The following is a 21,439-nucleotide window of genomic DNA, read 5'->3' on the forward strand; positions in this document are numbered from 1 at the left end:
GCGGATATTAACTTTTTCGGATTATCGATTGCCGGTATCGCGTTCAAGCCGGTTTTTGAGAGTTCGATGATTTCAATGATGGTTGTTGCGCTGGTCGGTTTCGGGATTCTGGCCGCCATTTCGGCGGTTTATATTCATGATCGGCGGCAGACGACGCATACGATTTTGCGTAATTTTCCGGTGATCGGGCATTTCCGGTATTTTGCGGAAACCTGGGGCGAGTACATGCGCCAGTATCAATACCTGCCGGACTGGGCGGAGCGGCCGTTCAATCGGCTCGAACGATCCTGGGTGTATCGGTCGGCCAAGGGCGTTTCGAATCTGGTGAATTTCGGCAGCGAGACGGTGCCGAGTTTTATTTTCCGCAACGCGCCGTTTCCGGTGCTCGATGAGGAAAAGCGGCACTATGGCGGCAAGCTGATCGGGGTTGCGGCGGGGCCGGGCGCGTGCCGGACGCCGTTTCTGGCGCGGCATGTTTTTAATATCAGCGGCATGAGCTACGGCGCCTTGAGCCATGCGGCGGTGCTGGCGCTATCGAAAGGGGCGCGGCTGGGCGGCATCTGGATGAGTACGGGCGAGGGTGGGCTATCCGATTATCATCTGGCCGGCGGCGGTGATCTGATCATGCAGATCGGCACGGCGAAGTATGGGGTGCGCGATGGTGCTGGGGCGCTCTCCGATGACCGGTTGCGGGCGATTGCGGCGCATGAGCAGGTGCGGATGTTCGAGGTCAAGCTGGCGCAAGGGGCGAAGCCAGGCAAGGGCGGGATTTTGCCGGCGGGCAAGGTGACGGCGGAGATTGCGGCGATTCGCGGCATTCCGGAGGGTGAGGCGAGTATCAGCCCGAACCGGCATCATGACATCGGCAGTATTGCCGAGTTGGGTGCCTTCGTTGCGCGGGTGCGCGCGGTGACGGGCAAGCCGGTGGGGGTGAAGTTCGTGGTGGGCGATATCGCGTTCGTCGAAGAGTGGTTCGCCGATTGTGTGGTTCATCCGGAGCATTGCCCGGATTTTGTGCAGGTGGATGGCGGTGAGGGCGGGACCGGCGCTGCACCGGCGCCGCTGGCGGATTATGTCGGATTGCCGATCACCCAGGCGCTGCCGCTGGTGGCGGCGGTACGGGCGCGGCATGGGCTTAGCGATCGGGTGCGGATTGTGGCGTCGGGCAAGTTGATCACGCCGGACAAGGTGGCGTGGGCTTTGTGTATGGGGGCGGATTTCGTCAGTTCGGCGCGCGGGTTCATGTTCAGCCTGGGGTGTATTCAGGCAATGAAATGCGGCTCGGGGCGTTGCCCGACCGGCGTGACGGCGGTGGAGCCCAAGTTGATCGCCGGGCTCGATCCTGCGGACAAGGCGGTGCGGGTGGCGAATTATGCCCGGCAGATCATCGATGAGGTCGAGATGATCGCGCATTCTTGCGGACTGACAGATGCGGCCTGGTTCGAGCCGCGGCATGTGACGGAGATCGAGCGCGGCGTCGGCGGTTTCCGTGCCCCATCGACGTAGTCGCAGGAACCTGATCCCGATCGGTTCCAAGTCGATCGCCAGTTTAAAAAAAGTTTGTTGGTTCTTTTTTTCAAAAAAGACCTGCTTGGCTTCAACTTTCCTTCGCCTTGATCACGCCGCTCATCGCATTTGCCAGATCGGTCGGGATCAGGATCGTGGTGCCCTTATTTTTATTCATCTCATAGATCAGGTTCATCTGCCGGATTTTCAGGGCGGCGGGGTTGGCGGCGTAGATGTCGCCGGCGCGGACGATTTGTTCGGCGATGGCGACTTCGGAGCTGGCGAGGGTGACGCGGGCCTGTTTTTCCTTTTCGGCCTGGGCGTTACGGCTCATCGCGTCGTTCAGCTCGGCGGGAATGCGCACGTCGCGGATCTGCACGCCGATGCCGCCGATGCCCCAGTCCTGCGATTTATCGGCGATGACGGTGCGGATGCGCTGGTCCATCTGTTCGCGGTTGCCGAGGATTTCGGCGAGCGACATGCCGCTGATGGTTTCGCGCAGCGAGGTTTGGGCGACCTGGCTGATCATGGCGCGGTAGTCGAGCAATTCGGTGGCAACGCGTTTCACGTCTTCGACTTTCCAGAACAGGATGGAATCGACCGCGACGGAGACGCCATCGAGCGTGAGGGTGTTTTCGGCGCTGATGACGGTGCTTTGCTTGCGGGTATCGACGGCGACGTAGATGGTTTCGATGACCGGAATGATGAAGAAGGCGCCGGGGCCGCGGATGCCGGCGAAGCGGCCGAGGCGGAGGACGACGGCGCGTTCCCATTCATTTGCCATGCGCAGGGACAGAGCGACGCCGGCGCCGATCAGGATGAGGATGACACCGGGGCCGAACAGGCGAAGAACGCCGGCCGCGAGGGCGCCGATGACGATCAGGATGATGGCGATGGCGGCGGCGGATCGGTTCATGACATGCGCCTGTCGGTGATGGGCGACCCGGGGTGCGGGCGGCACGGCATTGATGAATTATTCTTAAGAAAATTTTCGTCAATGGCATCGTGCGTTGGAGGTCCGGGCCGGAATCGAACCGGCATACGCGGATTTGCAGTCCGCTACATCACCACTCTGCCACCGGACCGGGCACGACGATTGCTGGCTTATCGGGCCATCGGCGGTTGGTGGTCAAGACCGGTGGTGCAGAAGAAGGGCAGCGCGGGGCAGGAATGTTTTGCGAGATCGCGGACTCGCTTTATAGATGATGGCGCTCCCGCGTAGAGGCTTCCGGTTGAAGGACCCCGATGAAGGAAAAAGACCGCGATTTCCGCACCGCTCGTGCCTTGATGGTGGATTGTCAGGTCCGGCCGAATAACATCGTCGATGATCGGATCGTGACCGCGATGCGCACGCTGCGCCGCGAGCGGTTCGTGCCGCCCGCCCTGATCGGGCAGGCGTATAGCGACGCCGAATTGCCGCTGGGCGAAGGGCGGACCATGCCTTCGCCGCTGACCATCGGCCGGCTTGCGAGCTTTGCGGCGGTGCGGCCGGGCGAGCGGGTATTGGTTATTGGTGCGAACACCGGCTACGGCGCGGCGGTGCTCGCGGCGTGCGGCGGTGCGGTGGTGGCGCTGGAATCGAGCGCGGATCTGCGCGCGATGGCAACGGCGGCCCTGGCGGGCGAGGCGCCCGAGGTACGGGTGCTGGCGGGGCGGTTGAGCGAGGGCGCACCACAGCATACCGCGTTCGATGTGATCGTGATCGAGGGTGCGATCGATGTGCTGCCGACGGCACTTGCCAGCCAATTGACGCCGCAGGGGCGGGTGATTGCGATCGTGCGCCAGCGGGGCGTTGGCCGGATCGTGCGGGCGGAGGTGAGCGGCGGGGGGTTTGCGCAGATTGTGTTGGCCGATTGCCAGGCCGGTCCGTTGCCTGGGTTCAGCCCCGCGCAGACGTTCGCGTTCTGATGGAACGATTGACCAGATGCGGCCCGCGTGGCCGGCGTTTTTCCGAGGCTTGCAGAAGGATGACCATGCGCCGTCGAATCACGACCCTTTGCGCGATTGTACCCATGAGTGTTCTGGCCTTGCAGCCGTTGGCGTGGGCCAGCCCGGACGAGCGGCCGGCGACGTTGACCCAAGCGCTGTCGGAAGCCTATGCGGATAATCCGACCCTGCAGGAGCAGCGCGCGAACCTGCGGGCGACTGACGAGACGGTGCCGGCGGCACTGGCCGGATGGCGCCCGACGGTCGAGTTGCAGGGAACGGCGGGGCGGATTACCGGCGTCGAAACCGAGCAATTGCCAGGCACCAACCCGCTGACCGGTGCACCGACACTCAGTCATCTGCGCTTGCCGCAATCACGCAACGAGGAAATCGGCCAGTTGACCGTGACCGAGCAATTGTTCAGCGGCGGTGCAACGGTTGCGAAAACGCATGAGGCGAAAAACAGCGTTTACGCTGCGCGGGCGCAGTTGCTGTCGACCGAGCAGACCGTGTTCACCAAAGTGGTGAACGCCTATGTGACAGTGATCACCGATCGGCAGTTGCTGGCACTCGATATCAATAACCGCAGCGTGCTGGCCCAGCAGTTGAAGGCGGTGAATGATCAGTTCGGTGTCGGCGAGATCACCGAGACGTCGGTGGCGCAGGCGAAGGCTTCGCTGGCCGGCGCGCAGGAGCAGGTGGAGGTGGCGCGCGGCAATCTGAATATCGCGAACGAGACCTTCCGCCAGCTGGTCGGTTCGTATCCGGCCGCCGAACTGGTGCCGCCGCAGCCCCTGGCGCTGCCGGTGAAGGGCAAGGCCGATCTGGTGCGCCAGGCGATGATCAACAATCCCGATGTCGTCGCGGCGCTGTTCACCCAGAGTGCCGATGTCGATGCCGTGGATGTCGCGATCGCGGCGCTGGCGCCGCAGCTTTCGGTTTCGGCCTCGGCGTTCAGCGAGCATAATCCGCTGGGGCCGAACAGTTCTTCGCGCGGCGGGCAGGTGCTCGCGAACCTCACGGTGCCGCTGTATCAGGGTGGCTCGGAATATGCGGCGATCCGCCAGGCGCGCGACAAGGTGCAGTATGGCATCGCCGGCGTGGTGGATGCGCGGCGGACGGCGGTGCAGTCGGCAACGCAGGCCTGGGAAGGGCTGATCGCCTCGAAGGCCGCGGTGCGGAGCACCACGGAACAGATCAAATCCGATGCCATCGCGCTCGATGGTACCGAGCGGCAGGAAATCGTGGGCACGCGTGATACGCTCGATGTGTTGAATGCGCAGCAATTGCTGTTCAATGCGCAGACCACGCAAATTCAGAACATTGCGAATGTCGTGAATGAATCCTACGGGATCGCCGCGGCGATCGGGCGTTTGACCGCGACGGATCTGGCGTTGCCGGTGACGCATTACGACGATTTGAAGTATTATGATCAGGTGAAAGATGCCTTGTTCGGCAATGGCAACGAGGCGTATGAACAGGCGGGGATCAGCCCCGACGGCGCGCTGCTGCGCACGCCGGCGCCGGTGGTGCCGAAGCTGATCATGTCGCCGAAATAGGTAAAACCAGTCAGGGGGAATCAGGCCATGAGCATCTCGAACGAGCCGATCGGGGCGGAACCTTCGATGGACGAAATTCTTTCATCGATCCGGCGCGTTTTGAAGGATGCCGAGACGGTGACGGTGCCGCCGGAGCCTCAGGGCGGCGCAGTACCGGCTGATGCCGACTCGGTGATGGTGCTGGATTCCTCCATGATGGTGAGCGAACCGGCGAACGGAGCCGCGCGGGCGGCGCGGAGTGGCGCGCCGGTGCATGAGGCGATCGCCCTGTCGCCGACGCTGTCGAGCGCGACGCCACCCGACACCGCATCGACCGATCTGCCTTACGAGCCGCAGCGGGCGCATGCGCCGGAGGCCACCACGGCGGGTTCGGTCGAGGGGCCGCAGCCGATTTTGGGGGCGCAAGCGGCCGAGGCGGCGGCGAGCCATTTCAGCGCGCTGATGCGGAGTGTTTCGGCCGATCGGGGGCTGGCGGTGAGCCGGGGTGGCATCAGCATCGAGGACATCGTGCGCGAGGAGATGCGGCCGATGCTGAAATCATGGCTCGATGCGCATCTGCCCAACCTCGTCGAGCGGGTGGTGCGGGCCGAGATCGAGCGGTTGGTCGGGCGGCCTGAGGGTTTTTAGGCGCTCACCTTTGCGGGCGCGATCGTTTCGCGCATAATCGGCCCATGCTGGACAAGAACTTCGACGCCGCCGCGTTCGAGACGCGGCTTTATGACACCTGGGAACGGGAGGGCGCGTTTGCGGCCGACCCGGCGCGCAACGCCAAGCCCTTCACCATCATGATCCCACCGCCCAATGTGACCGGGCGGCTGCATGTGGGTCATGCGCTGACCATGACCTTGCAGGACGTGCTGATCCGGTTTCAGCGGATGATCGGGCGGGATGCGTTGTGGCAGCCGGGGACCGATCATGCCGGGATCGCGACCCAATTGATGGTCGAGCGCGAGTTGCAGGGTGAGGGCACGACCCGCAAGGAGATCGGGCGTGAGGCGTTTCTCGAGCGGGTCTGGCGGTGGAAAGAGGAGCAGGGTGGCGCGATTACCAGGCAGTTGCGCCGGCTGGGCGCCTCGCCCGACTGGTCACGCGAGCGGTTCACGATGGATGAGGGTCTGTCGCGCGCGGTGCGGACGATTTTTGTCCGGCTGTTCAACGATGGCTTGATCTATCGGGCGAAACGACTGGTGAACTGGGACCCGGCGTTCGGCTCGGCGATATCGGACCTCGAGGTCGAGATGCGCGAGGTGAAGGGGTTTTTGTGGCATCTGCGCTATCCGATCGAGGGGAGCGACGAGGTGATCATCGTCGCGACGACAAGGCCGGAGACGATGCTGGGCGATACCGCGGTCGCGGTGCATCCGACCGATGCGCGCTATGCGGCACTGGTGGGGCGGACCGTGATCCAACCGATCACCGGGCGGCGGTTTCCGATTATCGCCGATGAGTATTCCGACCCGGAAAAAGGCACCGGGGCGGTGAAGATCACGCCGGCGCATGATTTCAACGATTTCGCGGTGGGGCAGCGGCATGGGCTGGCGACGCCCTCGATTTTCGATCGGGCGGCGCGGGTGACGCTGGCGGAGGTGCGCGATGGCGCGGACCCGCAGGACAAGGAGTTTTTCGAGAGTCTGGAAGGGCTCGATCGGTTCGCCGCGCGGCTGGAAATCGTGGCGCATCTCGATGCGATCGGCGCGTTGGAAAAGACCGAACCGCATACGCATACCGTGCCGCAGGCGGAGCGGGGCGATACCATCATCGAGCCGCTGCTGACCGAGCAATGGTTCTGCAATGCCGAAGTGCTGGCCAAGCCGGCGATCGCGGCGGTGGAGGACGGCCGGGTCGAATTCGTGCCGAAGCAGTGGGAGAACACGTATTTCGCCTGGATGCGGAATATCCAGCCCTGGTGCATTTCCAGGCAACTGTGGTGGGGGCACCGGATTCCGGCCTGGTATGGGCCGGAGGGGGTGATTTTCGTGGCCGAATCCGAGGCCGAGGCGCATCGCGATGCCGAGGAGCATTTCGGCCATCCGGTCGAGTTGCGGCAGGACGAGGATGTGCTGGATACCTGGTTCAGCTCGGCGCTGTGGCCGTTTTCGACCCTGGGTTGGCCCGAGACTACCGCGGAACTGGCGAAATATTATCCGGGTGATGTGCTGGTCACCGGGTTCGACATCATTTTCTTCTGGGTCGCCCGGATGGTGATGATGGGGCTGTACGTGATGGGCGAGGTGCCGTTCCGCACCGTGATGATGAACGGGCTGGTGCGCGATGAGCGTGGCCAGAAAATGAGCAAGACCAAGGGCAATGTGGTCGACCCGCTTACGTTGATCGAGGATTTCGGGGCGGATGCGCTGCGCTATACCGTGAGCGCGCAGAGCGGCGCGGGACGCTCGATCAAGCTGGGGCCGACCATGGTGGCGGCAAACCGGAGTTTCATTACCAAGATATGGAATGCGGCGCGGTTCTGCGAGATGAACGCATGCCGGCCCGATACGGCGTTTCAGCCCGAGGCGGCGCGGCTTGCGTTGTCGCGCTGGATTCTGGATGCGGCGAACCGGGCGGTGAGCGAAGCGACGGCGGCGCTGGAGGCGTATCGGGTCGCGGAGTATGCGCAGATTTGTTACCGGTTCACCTGGGGCGATTTCTGTGACTGGTTTCTGGAACTCGCCAAACCCGGTCTGGGGGGCGAGGACGCGGATGCGGTCGAGCGCCGGGCGGTGGCGGCCCATGTGCTGGGGGTGTTGCTGCGGTTGCTGCATCCGATGATCCCGTTCGTGACCGAAGCGTTGTGGGATGAGTTGGGTTATGGCGCGGTGGGGTCGTTGATCCGGGCACCGTGGCCGGAGCGTGAGGTGGTCAGTGATGCTGCGGCGGCGCGGGATGAGGTGTCGTGGGTGATTGCCGCGATTTCGGAAATCCGGGCGGTGCGCAGCGAGATGAACGTGCCGGCGGCGACGCGGATTCCGATTTTGATCCGCGATGCCACGCCCGAGACCTTGGCGCGGGCCGGGCGGTGGCGCGAGGAGATCGCGCGGCTGGCCAGGATTTCCAGCCTGGAGGCGTTGGAGGGCGAGATGCCGCAGGGGGCGGCGCAGGCGATATTGGGTGAGGCGACGCTGATTTTGCCGCTGGCGGATATCATCGATCTGGCGGCCGAGCGGAAACGCCTGGCGGCGACGCGGGCGAAGACGGCGAGCGATGCCGAGAAGATCGCGCGTAAGCTGGAGAATCAGGAGTTCGTCAGCAAGGCGCCGGAGGATATCATCGTGGAAAACCGCGACCGTCTGGACGCGGCGCATGCGGAGTTGGCAAGATTAGACGCGGCATTGTCTAGAATCGGCTGAAAGTTTTTTGCTACTTTTTTTCAAAAAAGTAGGCCTTTCTTAACCGTCCGAGAGCAAAATCAATGAACGAGTTGTATTGGGCCGAAGCCGCCAAGGCGATCGACTGGATCGAGCCGTATCAGCGTGTGTTCGACCCGGATATCGGGCCGTTCGGGCGGTGGTTTACGGGCGGGGTGCTGAATACGGCGGCGAATTGCCTGGATCGGCATGTCGAGGCCGGGGCGGGGGAACGGGTCGCGCTGATTTGGGATAGTGCGATGGAAGGTCGGGTTGCGCAGTTCACCTATCGGGTGTTGCGGGACCGGGTGGCGAAGCTGGCGGGGGCGATGGCGGCGCGGGGCGTGGTCAAGGGCGATCGCGTGGTGATTTATATGCCGATGGTGCCGGAGGCGGCGATTGCGATGCTGGCCTGTGCACGGTTGGGGGCGGTGCATTCGGTGGTGTTCGGTGGGTTTGCCGCACCGGAGCTGGCGGCCAGGATCGATGCGGCGGCGCCGAAGTTGGTGATTGCGGCGTCCTGCGGGTTGGAGCCGGGGCGGGTGATTGCCTATAAGCCGATTCTGGACGCGGCGCTGGACTTGGCGGCGCATCGGCCCGAGGCTTGCCTGATTTTCCAGCGCGAGGCTCTGCGCGCTGAGCTGCTGGCGGGGCGGGATGAGGATTTCAGCGCGGCCGAGGCGGCGGGGATCGCGCATGATCCGGTGCCGGTGGCGGCGACCGATCCGCTCTATGTGCTCTACACATCGGGGACGACGGGCAAGCCCAAGGGCATTGTGCGGGACAATGGCGGGCATGCGGTGGCGCTGGCGCATTCGGTGCCGCTGATTTTCGACGTGCGGCCGGGTCCCGGGGCGGCGAGCGAGGTGATGTGGACGGCATCCGACGTCGGTTGGGTGGTGGGGCACACGTATATTGTCTATGCGCCGCTGCTCGCGGGCGTCACTTCGGTGATGTATGAGGGCAAGCCGGTGGGGACACCGGATGCCGGGGCATTCTGGCGGGTGTGCGCGCAGCACAAGGTGAAAACCTTGTTCACCGCGCCGACCGCGTTGCGCGCGATCAAGCAGCAGGACCCGACCGGGGCGTTGATCGGGGCGCATGATCTGTCGCGGCTGGAGGCGTTGTTTCTGGCGGGCGAGCGGTGCGATCCGCCGACCGCGACCTGGATTGCCGGGCTGCTGGGCAAACCGGTGATCGATAATTGGTGGCAGACCGAGACGGGCTGGCCGATCAGCGCGCGGTTTCGCGGCACCGGGTTGACGCCGTTCAAACCTGGTTCCGGCGGGCGGGCCTGCCCGGGGTTTGATGTGCAGGCGCTCGATCCGCAGGGTGATTTGATGCCGGCGGGTGAGGTGGGGGCGCTGGCGATCCGGCTGCCGTTGCCGCCCGGTTGTGCGCCGACTTTGTGGAACGACGATGCGGGGTATCGGCGCGCGTATCTCGAGGCGTTTCCGGGTTGGTATCGGACCGGGGATGCCGGAGCGGTGGATGCGGAGGGCGATATCTGGGTGATGGGGCGGACCGATGACATCATCAATGTCGCGGGGCATCGGCTTTCGACCGGGGCGATGGAGGAGGTGCTGGCGGCGCATCCCGATGTCGCCGAATGTGCGGTGATCGGGCGGCACGATGATATCAAGGGCGAGATTCCGTTCGGGCTGGTGGTGCTGAAATCCGGCGTTGAGCGCGATGAGGCGGTGATTGCGGCTGAACTGGTGGCGCTGGTGCGCGAGCGAATCGGCCCGGTGGCGGCGTTCAAGACTGCGGTGATCGTTCAACGGCTGCCCAAGACGCGATCGGGCAAGATTCTGCGCGCGACGATGAAGCAGATGGCGAACGGGATGAACCCGGTGGTGCCACCGACGATCGAGGATGCCAGCGTGCTGGAGGCGATTGCGGGGAAGTTTTGACAAGTAAAGGCAGATCTTCTTTTTTGTAAAAAAGAAGGAAGAACCTATTCTGATTTTACGAATTTCTTGTTGCCGGGTGGCACGCGCGCGTGTGGCAGTAGATTGCTGCGAATTGTGATTATTTTTGTTGCGAGTTGAGTGAGGCGCTGTGGCATCGCTGCAATGACGTGCTGGGCGCGCCATGACGATGTCAGTCACGTTGCCTACATCAAGCTCATTTTTTTTGCCTCATTTTTTCAAGACATCAGTGTCATTTTTTTGTCTACGATATTGGCTGTGGTCTCCACAGGGCTCGCTTTATCTAACCACGTAAAAATTTGCGCCGGGTGCTTTTCGGTGCCTCAGATATTCAGTATCATTTTAGTTGCCCAACGTTTATGGCTGCCATATCGGATACATAAGGTCAAAGGTCGCGCATTATTTACAGGAAGGAGATTGTCAGTGGAACTAAACAAAACGAAGGCCGTCAAGTTGTCAGGGCTCGTTGACTCGCATGCCGATGCGATCAGCCGGATTGCGGTTAGTTCGAACGCGTTTCTCTTGTTTCGGCCGGTCAATCCGAACTCGACTTCGTTGATCAAGGAGGGGTTCGGGACCAAAGGGCTCGACATTCATAGCAAGAGTTCGGACTGGGGGCCGCATGCGGGGTTTATCTGCGAGAACCAGTTACTCAGTAAAGCGGACACGCAGGGAGGCGTGGATAAGGGCAACCAGGATTCGGCGCATTCGCTACACGATTCAGGAACGAAAGTGGCACGGTTTCCATTGCTCCTGACCGAAGGGCGCATTGACGAACTCGCCGATAACAAGCGTGGCACGCAATTGATCCGGGTTGATGGCACCTGGCCTGGATCGCCGGTCAAGAAAGTTTTCGTGTATCCGACCAAGGCGCTGGGTTCGAAAGGCGGGGCGGTGGAACTTGGCCTGGTCGATTACAGCGATCGCGCGTTCTTTATGCAGACGCTCGATGGTGCAGTTCGCAACGAAAGCCAGATGGCATTCGCAAGCATGGTGAGTAAAATCAAAGCCGCCGGGAAGCGATACATCGTGGTGTACCGGATGCCGGGGGGTAGTTTCAGTCCGGTGTTCGCTCTGGGGTATAAATCCGCGGGCCTGCCGGTTACGGCGGATTATGACGTGTTCGCGATGTGCCCGCATTTGAGCAGCGCGCGGCCTGAGATGCTCAGACAACTTAGCCAGACATCAAATAGGAAGTCGGGTCGGCTATATGCGGCTGTGACCGCTGTAATGTCGTCGCTCGGACAAAAGGAGCGCCGCAATGTGGACCCGCAGATGGGCCGCATCACCGCATTCCAGCAGGCGACCAAGAACCTGATCAACCAAGCTTGCAACGGCATGGATAATCCGGTCGTTCATCACGGAACCGAGATGGATAATACGCAGTTCCCTGAGCAGGACGGCAGGATTACAATTTTTGCGCCGTCAGGCGCGATTGCCGTGACAAACAACTGGACCGAGGTGCAGAACGCCGGGCAGGATATTCTGCGGCTTGGCTATGTTTTTTATCGCAATCGGTCCTACGTCGCGAACCCGCAGAATCAGGATATGAGTCAGGGCAAGAAATATTATTTCGGGCAGGGTGAAGTGAATAAAAGCGAGTTGAATAACAACGGCAAGCAGTTTGTCTGGAACCCCGAAAGCGGCGCGGCTCTGAAAGTGCTCGGTGGTTTGGGATGCGCGATGTAGCACATCTGATCTGCCGTCACGCGGCCGTCATCGATTATCCGAGACGGCGATCGGGCAGATGTTCGACACTCTGGTGACCCTCATCGCCAATCTGACGGGGTTGGACCGTCAGATCGGGCGTTAGCTCTGGTGTGCGCGTTCAGGCGACCAGCCGGCGGTTCTTCCAGTCGAGTTTCATGGCATCGCGCAGGCGGGGTGGCGCGCGGTAGGAGTCCTGCGGGCGGGGGACGGAGTAGGATTTCACGCTGATGGTGGTTTCGTCGATTTCGAGGCGGAGGAAGCCGAAGCGGTCGTCGACGAAATTCTCGAGCGTGACGTTGGGCTGATCGGGCGGGGTGAACGGCGCGACGATGTCCTGGCCGCCGTTTTTCTCCATGCGGTGGAGATTGTGGTAGCCGCCGAAACCGGCGACGAAAAAGGGTTTCTGGTTGCCGGCATCGTCGGTCTCGGTGAAGCGCTGGTAGTTATGAACATGGCCGGCGAACACCATATGGGCGTTAACACCCGCGGTAGTTTCGGCTTCGGTGAGGATAGCGGCCATGGTCTTGCTGCCGGAGTGGTACGCATCGAGCGAGTGGATCGGGTGGTGCATGCAGACGATGATCGGTTTTGCGGGGTCGGCGGCCTTGAGTTCGGCGGCGAACCAGTCGCGCTGATCCTGGTGGACTTCGCCGCCTTCGGGGACGTTGGTGTAGAGGCCGATGAAGGTGGCGTATGGCGTTTCCAGCGTGAAATAGACGTTGGGCTGCGTCATCGCGGTGCGGGGAATGTCCATCGCTTCGGGCGTGTGTGTGCCGGGCTCGGCGGCGCAGAAATTGTTGACGAAGGCGGTCAGCGAGGGGACGTTATCGACCAGTGTGCCGTTGTCGTAGATGTCGCCGTCATGATTGCCGGGGATGCCGAGGATCGGGATCGGGTAGAACTCATAGGGCAGGTAGAACTGGGCGTAATACCGGCTCGCTTCGCCGTCGAAATAGATCACGTCACCGCAGTGATAGGCAAAGCCTGGTTTGCCGTACGGACCCGCGATGCCGGCATCGGTGATCATGCCGGCGGCGACGAGTTCCTGCGGCGTCGGGTCGAGCACACCGCCGGTATCGGCGATCAGGTGCATGGTCATGCCGCCGGCTGATTTCATCGCGGCGACCTGGTCGGGGATGATGCTCGCAAGGTCGAGCCGGTAGGGGTACGGCCCGGTCGGCGCGGGCAGGGGCTGAAAGCCCGAGCCTTTGCTCAGCGGCGCCATTTGCGAATGGACGCCATGGTGTTCCGCCATCGGCGTGCCAAACTGGTGTGGCTTGCCGGGGTGATGTTTGCTCATGCAGCCCTCTATTTTAAGTAGCGTTTCGTTCTGCTGTTTAGGTAGCGCGAAGCCGGGGGGGTGAGAAAGATTTATTCATGACATGCTCATGACATCAGAAATTATCCTTGGCCGTGCGCAGGCGGGCGAATTCCTCCGGCGTCTGGGCGCGCAGGAACGGGTTGGTCAGCAGTTCCTCGGCGAGGCGGACCGGCAGGGTGGGTTCGCGCTCGGCGCGGAGGCGTTCGACCTCGTTGGCGCGGGCCATCAGCGCTTCATTGTCGGGATCGACGCTGCGGGCGAAACGGGCGTTGGATAAAGTGTATTCATGACCGCACAGCAGCATGGTGTCGGGTGATAGGGTCGCGAGGCGATGCAGGCTGGTGTGGAACGCCTCCGCCGTGCCTTCGAACATGCGGCCGCAGCCGAGGCTGAACAGCGTGTCGCCGACAGCGGCGATTTCATCGTCGAACAGGTAGGTGACATGGCCGGTGGTGTGGCCGGGTGTCGCGATCATTTTCAGTTTGGCACCACCGAAATCGATGGTATCGTTGTCTTTCAGCGCGATGTCGAGCGGCGGCAGGCGGCTGGCATCGGCAGCGTTGCCAACGATTTTCGCATCGAACCGGGCGGCGAGCGCGCGGGCGCCGGCGACATGATCGTCGTGATGGTGGGTGAGCAGGACATAGTCGAGCTTCGAGCCCTCGCGGTCGACCGCGAAAATGGCGGCTTCGGCATCGGCCGGATCGACGAAGGCGGTGGCGCCGTCGTGCCCGACGAACCAGGCGTAATTGTCGGTCAGCATGGGCACACGGGTGATGGTGAAGCCGGCGTAGGCGATGGACATGATCGATCCTTCAGAAGTGCTATAGGGATTGGATGACTATAGATGCGACGGCGATGGCCGATTTCTATGCCACGCGGCACGGCGTGATGGCAGCCCGGCAGATTCGCGCGCGGCTGGCCGCACTCTGGCCGGATCTGACGGGGATGGAGGTGCTCGGGGTGGGCTATCCGGCGCCCTATTTGCGGGTGTGGCGCGAGCAGGCGGCACGCTGTGTGGTGATCACGCCGGCACAGATGGGTGTTACACGGTGGCCGGCATCCCGGCTCAACCTGAGTGCTGCGGCGGAGGAGGATAGTCTGCCGCTTGCGGATGTCAGTATCGACCGGTTGCTGATGATCCACGGGCTGGAACACGCCGAAGCGGCGCGGCGCATGCTGCGCGAGGCGTGGCGGGTGCTGCGGCCGGAGGGGCGGATGATCGTGGTGGTGCCGAACCGTGCATCGCCCTGGGCGTATCTGGAGCGCACGCCGTTCGGCCATGGCCAGCCGTATAGTGCTGCGCAGCTTGGGCGGCTGCTGGCCGGCTCGATGTTCCGGGTTGAGCGGCGGGATATGGCGCTGCTGATCCCGCCGCTGGGGTTGGGCAAGGATTTGAGCACCGCGGATCTGCTCGAGCGGATCGGCCGGCGGGCGGTGCCCCAGCTTGGCGGCGTGGTGCTGGCCGAGGCGGTGAAGGATGTCGCCGGCGTGATCCCGTTGATGCAGGGGCGCCGGCGGCTGGTATTTGCGGAATCCCGCTGACTGAACCGCGTGGCTCAGCTGTGCTTGAGCTTCTTGAGGTGTTTCTTCGTCATGGCCTCGGCCTTGGCGCGGAAGGCCGCGTCGATCTTTTTCTGCTGGGCCGGGGAAAGCTTGCTGTAGAGCGTCTGGAACGAGGCCGATAAAGCGTTCATGTCATCCGCGTTCTTGGCCGAGATGGCGGCGTAGGATTCCATGTTCTGGACGGCATTCATGGTCGCGAGTGTCTTGGCGCGTTGCTCATACATCGCTGAAAGGTTGAGCGCGTTGGTACGCGACACCTGGGTGAAGCCGTGCCAGCTCGATTCCTCGTCCGTGGTGATGCCGATCGATTTTTTCAGCGTGGCGAGCCGCGCATCGACATGGGCGATGATGGCTTTTTGTGCCGGGGTCATCGCTGTGGTGGTGTTGGCGGTCGTGGCGGGCGCGGCTGTGGTGGTGGTGGCGGCGTGCGTGGCGCTGATGGCGGCCAGGCCGAGGCCGGTGGTCAGGATCAGGGCAGCCAGAGCGGGTTTGCGATGGATCATCGAAGGCATGTGTGGTCTCCGTTACAGGTGGTCAGGCAGTGCGCTGGTGTCTTATACGGTTTGCGCGATGACGGGATACTGGCGGGGCGGTGTCGGAATCATGGCCTACGGTTGTTTAATGCGCGCGACAGCGGCGCGTGATCCGGCGGTTGTGTTTTGCGATCGGGATCACGATGGTATAGAGAGTACCGGAGTTGTCCGGTTTAGAAATACAAGTTTTCCCGAGGAGTTCAGCCATGTTCATCGAGACTGATATCACGCCCAACCCCGCAACCTTGAAGTTTTTACCCGGGCGCACCGTGCTCGATCAGGGGTCGGCGGATTTCGATCGTGCCGAGGCGGCGTCGATCAGCCCGCTCGCGACGGCCCTGTTTGATCTGCCGGCGGTCGAGCGGGTGTTTCTCGGCGCCGATTTCATCTCCGTGACCAAGAGCGATGCGATGGACTGGCCGGCGCTGAAGCCGCAGGTGCTCGGCGCGATCATGGAACATTTCCTGTCGGGCCGGCCGGTCATGGCCAGCGATGCGCAACTGGCCGATGAGGATGTCGACCCCGCCGACCGTGAAATTGCCGACCAGATCAAGGAATTGCTCGATGCGCGGGTGCGCCCGGCGGTGGCGAGTGATGGCGGCGACATCGTATTCCGCGGCTTTCGTGCCGGTGTCGTGACGCTGCACATGCAGGGCGCCTGCTCGGGCTGCCCGTCCTCGACCGCGACGCTGAAAATGGGGATCGAGAATCTGCTGCGGCACTATGTGCCGGAGGTCACCTCGGTCGAGCAGGTCGCGGCGTGAGCGGTTCGTCTTTGGATGATACGGCGCTCGATATCCTGTTCCGCACCGCGCGCACCAAGACCGCGTGGACCGATCAGCCGGTCGGCGATGATGTGTTGCAGGCGTTGTACGAGGTTTTGAAATTCGGCCCGACCTCGGCCAATTGTTCGCCGGCGCGGTTCGTGTTTTTGCGCACGCCGGAGGCGCGGGAAAAGCTCAAGCCGGCGCTGAACCCCGGCAATATCGACAAGACCATGACCGCGCCGGTGACGGTGATCGTCGCGTATGATCCGCAGTTCTACGAGAAACTGCCGACCTTGTTCCCCCATGCCGATGCGCGGTCGTGGTTTTCGGGCAATCCGGATCTGGCGGATGAAACGGCGACGCGCAACGGCACGCTGCAAGGGGCTTATCTGATGATCGCAGCGCGCGCGTTGGGGCTGGATTGCGGCCCGATGTCCGGGTTCGATCGGCACAAGGTGGATCAACTGTTTCTGTCGGATCAGGGTTGGCGGTCGAATTTTCTGGTCAATCTCGGCCATGGGGTCGCGGGCGATCCTTTCGAGCGGTCGCCGCGGCTGAGTTTCGATGAGGCGTGCGTGCTGGCGTGATGCCGCTCCGGATTCTGGCGATCGATGCGGCGCAGCGTCATGCTTCGGTCACGCTGGTGGCCGATGGTGTGGCTTTGGCCGTGCGGGCCGGTGCGCCGGAGACAGGGCTTGCCGAGATGCTGGCCGTCTGGGTTGGCGAATGTCTTGATGAGGGCGGAGTGGTACCCGGAGCGCTCGATGCGATCGGGGTGACGATCGGGCCGGGCAGCTTCACCGGCCTGCGCGCTTCGATCGCGCTGGCCCAGGGGTTGGGCCTTGCCGCCGACGTGCCGGTTCACGGGATTTCGATGGGTGAGGCGTTCGGGGCGGCGTTACCGCTGTTGCAGCGGCCGCTGTGGGTCGCGCTGACGGCGCGGCGCGGCCGGGTTTTCCTGGAGCGGGACGGTGTTGCCACCGGTTTCGATGAGGCCGATCTGCCGCAACCGGACGGGCCGATCGCCCTGGCCGGCGAACAGGCCGGCGCGGTCGCGGCGCGGCTGGCCGCGCGTGGTAACGATGTGATGCTGACCGATGCGCGGTATTGTTCGGGCACGGCGATTGCGGCAGCGCTGCGCCGGCGCGTGGCGGCAGGACTGCCGATGCGGCCGGCGATGCCGTTGTATGTCGATCCACCGGAAGCGAAACTGCCGGCGGGCGGGCTGCGTCCCGCGCCAATTTGAGCGAGCATGTGATCGCTGCATCGGTGCTTTGCGCCGATCTCCTGGCCGAGGTGCATCTGGCCTGTTTCGGTGCCGCGGCCTGGTCGGCGGCCAGTTTCGTGGATCTGTTCACGTCAGGCCTGGTGTTCGGTTATGTGATCGAGCCCGGCGGGCTGGTGTTGGCGCGCGCGGTGGCTGATGAGGCCGAAATATTAACGATCGGCGTGGCCCCCGCTGTGCGTCGCCAGGGCCTGGCACGGCGATTGCTGGGGTTGGCGCTGGATAAGTCGCGCCAGCGCGGGGCGGCGACGATGTTTCTGGAAGTCGCCGCCGACAACGCGCCCGCGCTGGGGCTTTATCGCTCCTGCGGGTTCAAGGATTGCGGCATCCGGCGCGATTACTACGGACCCGGTGCCGATGCGCTGTTGCTCAGGCGCCTGCTTTGCGAATGACCAGTATCGCGCTGCCGTCGTCGAGGTCGAACATGTCGAGCAGATCGTGCCCTTGATCGGCAGCGGCGCGCGGCACGTTGGCGCGCGGGTCGGCCCCTTTCAGGCGCACCAATAGAACCGCGCCATCCGGCAGCGAATCGAGTGCGAGGCGCGTGCGGACGAAAGTCATCGGGCAGGTTTCGCCAGTAATGTCGATCGCGCGGTCGTGTACGGGCAGGTCTGCGATTTTCATGTCCTGCATTGGAGTTTTCCAATCATGGCCAGCGGTTTGATCAATTGTCGCACGATATCGTTTGAAGCTGAAATGGTTTTTTCATGGCGTTTGTTGCATTCGTCCCAAAAATCCGTCAAATGGGTCCATAGTCATCCTGCAACAACGATTTCCGAAGGACTAATGATGTCTGACTCGCAATCCAACAACCAGCTACTGCAACTGACCGCGCAGATTATTGCGGCCCATGTGTCGCATAATTCGGTCACGACGGATATGCTGCCAACCCTCATCCGCGAAGTCTACCAGAGCCTGAGCGGCACCGAAACCCCGGTTGCCGAGGTCAGCGCCCCGCCGGAACCCGCGGTCAATCCGAAGAAATCGGTGTTCAACGATTACATCATCTGTCTTGAAGACGGCAAGAAGCTGAAAATGCTCCGCCGTCACTTGAAATCGGCCTATAATCTGACGCCGGAACAGTATCGTGAACGTTGGCAGTTGCCCGCCGAATACCCGATGGTCGCGCCGAGCTACGCCAAGCAGCGCTCAAACCTCGCCAAGAAAATCGGCCTCGGCACCAAGCCGGCGGCTGCCGTCGCACCGGCGCCGGCCGCACCCGCCACGCGGGGCAAAAAGAGCGCCTGATTATCCGGCGTGGCGTGACCGGATCGTCCCTGGTCGAATATTGAAAAAAGGCCGGTCAGGTTTGACCGGCCTTTTCCTCGTGCAGGCGAAATCGATTTCAGTTCAGGCCGGGTGCGTGGGCCTTTTTTGCTTTGTCGAGTGCTGATTGCAGTTGCTCGAGACTGTACCCGATGCCTTCCTGCGGTGGCAGCGGGTGCTCGGATTTCAGCAGTTCGTTGCGCGCAATCAGGGTGAGGCTGATCGCCCATTTGTACACATAGACCGCGAGCACGGCACCGATCATGGGTCCGACGATTGGCACCCACCAATAGCCATGCGGACCGGGGAAGGCGTTCGGGCCCCACCCGGCGACCCAGGTGAACAGCCGCGGGCCGAAGTCGCGCGCCGGGTTGATCGCGTAGCCGGCATCGACGCCGTACGACATGCCGATTGCCGCGACCGCGATGCCGACCAGGAATGGCCCCATGTTCGACTGCGGGCTGAGGTTCAGATTATCCGAGATCGCGAGGATGAACAGGAGCAGGAAGAAGGTGCCGATGATCTGGTCGAGCAGGGCCAGATCCATGTGCGAGCCGAGATATGAGGCGGGGAAGGTGGCGAAGATGCTGAACGTGGTCAGCCCGCCCGAGGCCGCATAGGATGCCACGTGATGCGCCGCGTTCCAGGCATCGATCGCGCGGAAATAATCGGCGTAGACCAGTGCGGCACCGGCGAAGCAGCCGGCGACCTGCGCGACCCAGTAGGGCAGGACCTTACGCCAGGGAAAATCGCCCTTCACCGCGAAGGCCAGGCTGACCGCCGGATTGAGATGCGCGCCGGTGACCCCGCCGGCAACATAGACCGCCAGAGTGACCGCGAACGCCCAGCCCCAGGTGATCAGCAGCCAGCCGCCGGCACCATTGAAAATGACGGCGGTGCGGCCCGATTCAGTGAGGCCGACCACCGCCACGGCGACCACGCCGGCACCGAAGGCGATCAGGACGACGCAGCCGAGGAACTCGGCAATCATTTCCGCATAGATCGATGTGGCGCGCCAACCGGATTTGACACCCATGCGTGGTCGCAAAGTGGGTGGTGTGATAACTTCGGATGTATATTCGGATGTGTTGGACATTTTGTTATTCCCCCAAAATTTTGTTCAGTCGACCCAGGCGAATGAGCGCTGCACGGCCTTTTTCCAGGATTTGTAGTGATGATCGCGCACATCGGCGGTCATTTTTGGCTCCCAGGTCTTGTCGATACCCCAATTGGCCCGGAGATCATCGACATTGGCCCAGTATCCGACCGCGAGGCCAGCCGCGTAGGCGGCGCCGAGGGCGGTGGTTTCCGTCATTTTCGGGCGCACCACCGGTGCATCGAGAATGTCGGACTGGAACTGCATCAGCAGTTCGTTAGCGACCATGCCGCCATCGGTCTTGAGGGCGGCGAGCGTAATGCCGCTGTCCGCCTGCATCGCCTCGACCACGTCGCGCACCTGATAGGCGGTGGATTCGAGCGCGGCACGGGCAAGATGGGCGCGGGTTGCGTAGCGGGTCAGGCCGGCGATGACGCCGCGGGCATCGTCCTTCCAATACGGCGCATAAAGGCCGGAGAAGGCGGGCACGATATAGACATCGCCATTGTCCTGAACGCTCGCGGCGAGCGGTTCGATCTGCGGTGCGACATCGAATAGTTTCAGGTTGTCGCGCAGCCACTGCACCAGCGCGCCGGTGATGGCGATGGCGCCTTCGAGCGCGTAGCGCGGTTTTTCATCGCCGAACTGATAGGCCAGCGTGGTGAGCAGACCGGCCTTGGACTGGACCGGTTCGGTGCCGGTGTTCATCAGCATGAACGAGCCGGTGCCGTAGGTGTTTTTCGCTTCGCCCGGAGAAAAGCAGGTCTGCCCGACCAGGGCGGCCTGTTGGTCGCCCAGGATGCCGGCGAGCCTGGTACCACGCAGCGGGGCGGTGTGGATTTCGCCATAAACCGCCGAGGAGGGCACGATTTTCGGCAGGCAGGCGCGCGGGATGTTGAAATGCTTGAGCATTTCTTCGTCCCAGTCGCAGGTGGCGAGGTCGATCAGCATGGTGCGGCTGGCGTTGGTGACGTCGGTGAGGTGGATGCCGCCATTGGTGCCGCCGGTGAGGTTCCAGGCCATCCAGCTGTCGATCGTGCCGAACAGGGCGTCGCCTGATTCCGCTTTGGCGCGCGCGCCTTCGACGTTTTCAAGAATCCAGAGCAGTTTCAGGCCGGAAAAATAGGTCGCGAGCGGCAGGCCGGTCTTGGCGCGGAAGCGGTCCTGCCCGCCGTCCTTGGTGAAGCGCTGGACCAGTTGGTCGGTGCGGGTATCCATCCACACCAGGGCGTTGCAGAGCGGCTGGCCGGTTTTTTTGTCCCACAGCAAGGTGGTTTCGCGCTGGTTGGTGATGCCGACGGCGACGAGATCCGTGGCGGAGAGGTTGGCGCGGGCGAGGGCGGCGCCGATCACTTCGTTGGTGTTAGCCATGATTTCCAGCGGATCATGCTCGACCCAACCGGGCTTGGGGTAGATTTGCTTATGTTCCTTCTGCGCGACGGACACGATGTTGCCGCCTTTGTCGAACACGATGAATCGCGAACTGGTGGTGCCCTGGTCAATGGCGCCGACGTATTGTGACATTATGATTTCCTCCTTTGTTGAATTACCTTGGGAAGCAAGGTCTTCTTTTTTAAGAAAAAAGAAGTAAAAAATTCCTTGATCGCGTCTATTTTCCAGAGTTTTCTG

At 62.6% G+C, this 21,439-nt stretch carries 20 protein-coding genes and 1 tRNA gene; 13 read left to right on the forward strand and 8 right to left on the reverse strand.

What is annotated here, in order from left to right; translation table 11 throughout:
* Positions 1–66: 66 nt before the first annotated feature.
* A complete protein-coding gene (locus tag BW994_RS06160; protein WP_035229114.1) occupies positions 67–1,506 on the forward strand; it encodes an FMN-binding glutamate synthase family protein in 1,440 nt (479 codons plus the stop codon).
* Between the two features lie 91 nt (positions 1,507–1,597).
* Here BW994_RS06160 and BW994_RS06165 read toward each other — a convergent pair whose 3' ends face one another.
* Together BW994_RS06165 and BW994_RS06170 are read right to left on the reverse strand one after the other, a co-directional pair.
* Positions 1,598–2,422, reverse strand: coding sequence for a slipin family protein (locus BW994_RS06165; RefSeq protein WP_029312287.1), 825 nt, complete (start codon positions 2,420–2,422; stop codon positions 1,598–1,600).
* A gap of 95 nt (positions 2,423–2,517) precedes the next feature.
* Positions 2,518–2,591, reverse strand: a tRNA-Cys gene (locus BW994_RS06170).
* 160 nt (positions 2,592–2,751) lie between these two features.
* Between BW994_RS06170 and BW994_RS06175 the strand changes: the two genes are divergently transcribed.
* From BW994_RS06175 to BW994_RS06200, 6 genes are all read left to right on the forward strand, one after another.
* Positions 2,752–3,414: a protein-L-isoaspartate O-methyltransferase family protein gene (locus BW994_RS06175; RefSeq protein ID WP_029312286.1), complete on the forward strand. Its 663-nt coding sequence runs from the start codon at positions 2,752–2,754 to the stop codon at positions 3,412–3,414.
* A gap of 104 nt (positions 3,415–3,518) precedes the next feature.
* The gene (locus tag BW994_RS06180; RefSeq protein ID WP_081849114.1) at positions 3,519–4,991 is read left to right on the forward strand and encodes a TolC family outer membrane protein; all 1,473 of its coding nucleotides are present in this window, start codon (positions 3,519–3,521) and stop codon (positions 4,989–4,991) included.
* A 27-nt stretch (positions 4,992–5,018) separates the two neighbouring features.
* Entirely contained in the window at positions 5,019–5,618 is a 600-nt protein-coding gene (locus tag BW994_RS06185; RefSeq protein WP_029312284.1) for a DUF2497 domain-containing protein, read from the forward strand.
* Positions 5,619–5,662: 44 nt separating this feature from the next.
* Positions 5,663–8,338, forward strand: coding sequence for a valine--tRNA ligase (locus tag BW994_RS06190; RefSeq protein WP_029312283.1), 2,676 nt, complete (start codon positions 5,663–5,665; stop codon positions 8,336–8,338).
* Between the two features lie 62 nt (positions 8,339–8,400).
* A complete protein-coding gene (locus BW994_RS06195) occupies positions 8,401–10,248 on the forward strand; it encodes an AMP-binding protein (RefSeq protein WP_035229112.1) in 1,848 nt (615 codons plus the stop codon).
* A 441-nt stretch (positions 10,249–10,689) separates the two neighbouring features.
* A complete protein-coding gene (locus BW994_RS06200; RefSeq protein ID WP_029312281.1) occupies positions 10,690–11,955 on the forward strand; it encodes an anthrax toxin-like adenylyl cyclase domain-containing protein in 1,266 nt (421 codons plus the stop codon).
* A 139-nt stretch (positions 11,956–12,094) separates the two neighbouring features.
* Here the strand turns inward: BW994_RS06200 and BW994_RS06205 are convergent, their stop codons facing one another.
* Together BW994_RS06205 and gloB are read right to left on the reverse strand one after the other, a co-directional pair.
* Positions 12,095–13,276 carry a metallophosphoesterase family protein gene (locus BW994_RS06205; protein WP_081849112.1) on the reverse strand — a complete coding sequence of 394 codons (1,182 nt, stop codon included), beginning with the start codon at positions 13,274–13,276 and terminating at the stop codon, positions 12,095–12,097.
* A gap of 94 nt (positions 13,277–13,370) precedes the next feature.
* On the reverse strand, positions 13,371–14,102 hold the full coding sequence (gene gloB / locus BW994_RS06210; protein ID WP_035229110.1) for a hydroxyacylglutathione hydrolase: 732 nt from the start codon (positions 14,100–14,102) through the stop codon (positions 13,371–13,373).
* Positions 14,103–14,134: 32 nt separating this feature from the next.
* Between gloB and BW994_RS06215 the strand changes: the two genes are divergently transcribed.
* Positions 14,135–14,842, forward strand: coding sequence for a class I SAM-dependent methyltransferase (locus tag BW994_RS06215; protein ID WP_029312278.1), 708 nt, complete (start codon positions 14,135–14,137; stop codon positions 14,840–14,842).
* Positions 14,843–14,856: 14 nt separating this feature from the next.
* Here BW994_RS06215 and BW994_RS06220 read toward each other — a convergent pair whose 3' ends face one another.
* Positions 14,857–15,375: a Spy/CpxP family protein refolding chaperone gene (locus BW994_RS06220; RefSeq protein ID WP_029312277.1), complete on the reverse strand. Its 519-nt coding sequence runs from the start codon at positions 15,373–15,375 to the stop codon at positions 14,857–14,859.
* 227 nt (positions 15,376–15,602) lie between these two features.
* On the opposite strand from BW994_RS06220, the gene BW994_RS06225 reads away from it, so the two are divergent.
* The 4 genes from BW994_RS06225 to BW994_RS06240 are packed head-to-tail and all read left to right on the forward strand — an operon-like array spanning position 15,603 to position 17,840.
* Positions 15,603–16,160 (forward strand): NifU family protein, encoded by a 558-nt coding sequence (locus BW994_RS06225; RefSeq protein WP_029312276.1) that lies wholly within the window; start codon positions 15,603–15,605, stop codon positions 16,158–16,160.
* An 11-nt stretch (positions 16,161–16,171) separates the two neighbouring features.
* On the forward strand, positions 16,172–16,750 hold the full coding sequence (locus BW994_RS06230; protein ID WP_245801527.1) for a malonic semialdehyde reductase: 579 nt from the start codon (positions 16,172–16,174) through the stop codon (positions 16,748–16,750).
* A complete protein-coding gene (tsaB, locus tag BW994_RS06235; RefSeq protein WP_029312274.1) occupies positions 16,750–17,409 on the forward strand; it encodes a tRNA (adenosine(37)-N6)-threonylcarbamoyltransferase complex dimerization subunit type 1 TsaB in 660 nt (219 codons plus the stop codon). The genes BW994_RS06230 and tsaB overlap by 1 nt, the downstream gene beginning before the upstream one ends.
* Complete coding sequence (locus BW994_RS06240; RefSeq protein WP_029312273.1) at positions 17,406–17,840, forward strand: GNAT family N-acetyltransferase; 435 nt, start codon at positions 17,406–17,408, stop codon at positions 17,838–17,840. Before tsaB ends, BW994_RS06240 begins: the two co-directional genes overlap by 4 nt.
* Here the strand turns inward: BW994_RS06240 and BW994_RS06245 are convergent.
* A complete protein-coding gene (locus tag BW994_RS06245) occupies positions 17,818–18,081 on the reverse strand; it encodes a sulfurtransferase TusA family protein (protein WP_035229107.1) in 264 nt (87 codons plus the stop codon). The genes BW994_RS06240 and BW994_RS06245 overlap by 23 nt on opposite strands.
* A 156-nt stretch (positions 18,082–18,237) precedes the next feature.
* Here BW994_RS06245 and BW994_RS06250 point away from each other — a divergent pair, with 156 nt between their 5' ends.
* Positions 18,238–18,696 (forward strand): MucR family transcriptional regulator, encoded by a 459-nt coding sequence (locus BW994_RS06250; RefSeq protein ID WP_029312271.1) that lies wholly within the window; start codon positions 18,238–18,240, stop codon positions 18,694–18,696.
* A 97-nt stretch (positions 18,697–18,793) separates the two neighbouring features.
* Here BW994_RS06250 and BW994_RS06255 read toward each other — a convergent pair whose 3' ends face one another.
* Both BW994_RS06255 and glpK read right to left on the reverse strand, forming a co-directional pair.
* On the reverse strand, positions 18,794–19,750 hold the full coding sequence (locus BW994_RS06255) for an MIP/aquaporin family protein (RefSeq protein WP_029312270.1): 957 nt from the start codon (positions 19,748–19,750) through the stop codon (positions 18,794–18,796).
* An 84-nt stretch (positions 19,751–19,834) separates the two neighbouring features.
* Entirely contained in the window at positions 19,835–21,334 is a 1,500-nt protein-coding gene (gene glpK, locus BW994_RS06260; RefSeq protein WP_029312269.1) for a glycerol kinase GlpK, read from the reverse strand.
* Positions 21,335–21,439 lie beyond the last annotated feature (105 nt).

Source organism: Acidiphilium rubrum (genome assembly GCF_900156265.1).
Lineage (GTDB): Bacteria > Pseudomonadota > Alphaproteobacteria > Acetobacterales > Acetobacteraceae > Acidiphilium > Acidiphilium rubrum.

Coding starts and splice junctions, on each gene's coding strand:
- BW994_RS06160 (WP_035229114.1), top strand. CDS start 67: ATGATTTCAATGATGGTTGTTGCGCTGGTCGGTTTCGGGATTCTGGCC.
- BW994_RS06165 (WP_029312287.1), bottom strand. CDS start 2,422: ATGAACCGATCCGCCGCCGCCATCGCCATCATCCTGATCGTCATCGGC.
- BW994_RS06175 (WP_029312286.1), top strand. CDS start 2,752: ATGAAGGAAAAAGACCGCGATTTCCGCACCGCTCGTGCCTTGATGGTG.
- BW994_RS06180 (WP_081849114.1), top strand. CDS start 3,519: ATGAGTGTTCTGGCCTTGCAGCCGTTGGCGTGGGCCAGCCCGGACGAG.
- BW994_RS06185 (WP_029312284.1), top strand. CDS start 5,019: ATGAGCATCTCGAACGAGCCGATCGGGGCGGAACCTTCGATGGACGAA.
- BW994_RS06190 (WP_029312283.1), top strand. CDS start 5,663: ATGCTGGACAAGAACTTCGACGCCGCCGCGTTCGAGACGCGGCTTTAT.
- BW994_RS06195 (WP_035229112.1), top strand. CDS start 8,401: ATGAACGAGTTGTATTGGGCCGAAGCCGCCAAGGCGATCGACTGGATC.
- BW994_RS06205 (WP_081849112.1), bottom strand. CDS start 13,276: ATGAGCAAACATCACCCCGGCAAGCCACACCAGTTTGGCACGCCGATG.
- gloB (WP_035229110.1), bottom strand. CDS start 14,102: ATGTCCATCGCCTACGCCGGCTTCACCATCACCCGTGTGCCCATGCTG.
- BW994_RS06215 (WP_029312278.1), top strand. CDS start 14,135: ATGACTATAGATGCGACGGCGATGGCCGATTTCTATGCCACGCGGCAC.
- BW994_RS06220 (WP_029312277.1), bottom strand. CDS start 15,375: ATGCCTTCGATGATCCATCGCAAACCCGCTCTGGCTGCCCTGATCCTG.
- BW994_RS06225 (WP_029312276.1), top strand. CDS start 15,603: ATGTTCATCGAGACTGATATCACGCCCAACCCCGCAACCTTGAAGTTT.
- tsaB (WP_029312274.1), top strand. CDS start 16,750: ATGCCGCTCCGGATTCTGGCGATCGATGCGGCGCAGCGTCATGCTTCG.
- BW994_RS06245 (WP_035229107.1), bottom strand. CDS start 18,081: ATGCAGGACATGAAAATCGCAGACCTGCCCGTACACGACCGCGCGATC.
- BW994_RS06250 (WP_029312271.1), top strand. CDS start 18,238: ATGTCTGACTCGCAATCCAACAACCAGCTACTGCAACTGACCGCGCAG.
- BW994_RS06255 (WP_029312270.1), bottom strand. CDS start 19,750: ATGGGTGTCAAATCCGGTTGGCGCGCCACATCGATCTATGCGGAAATG.
- glpK (WP_029312269.1), bottom strand. CDS start 21,334: ATGTCACAATACGTCGGCGCCATTGACCAGGGCACCACCAGTTCGCGA.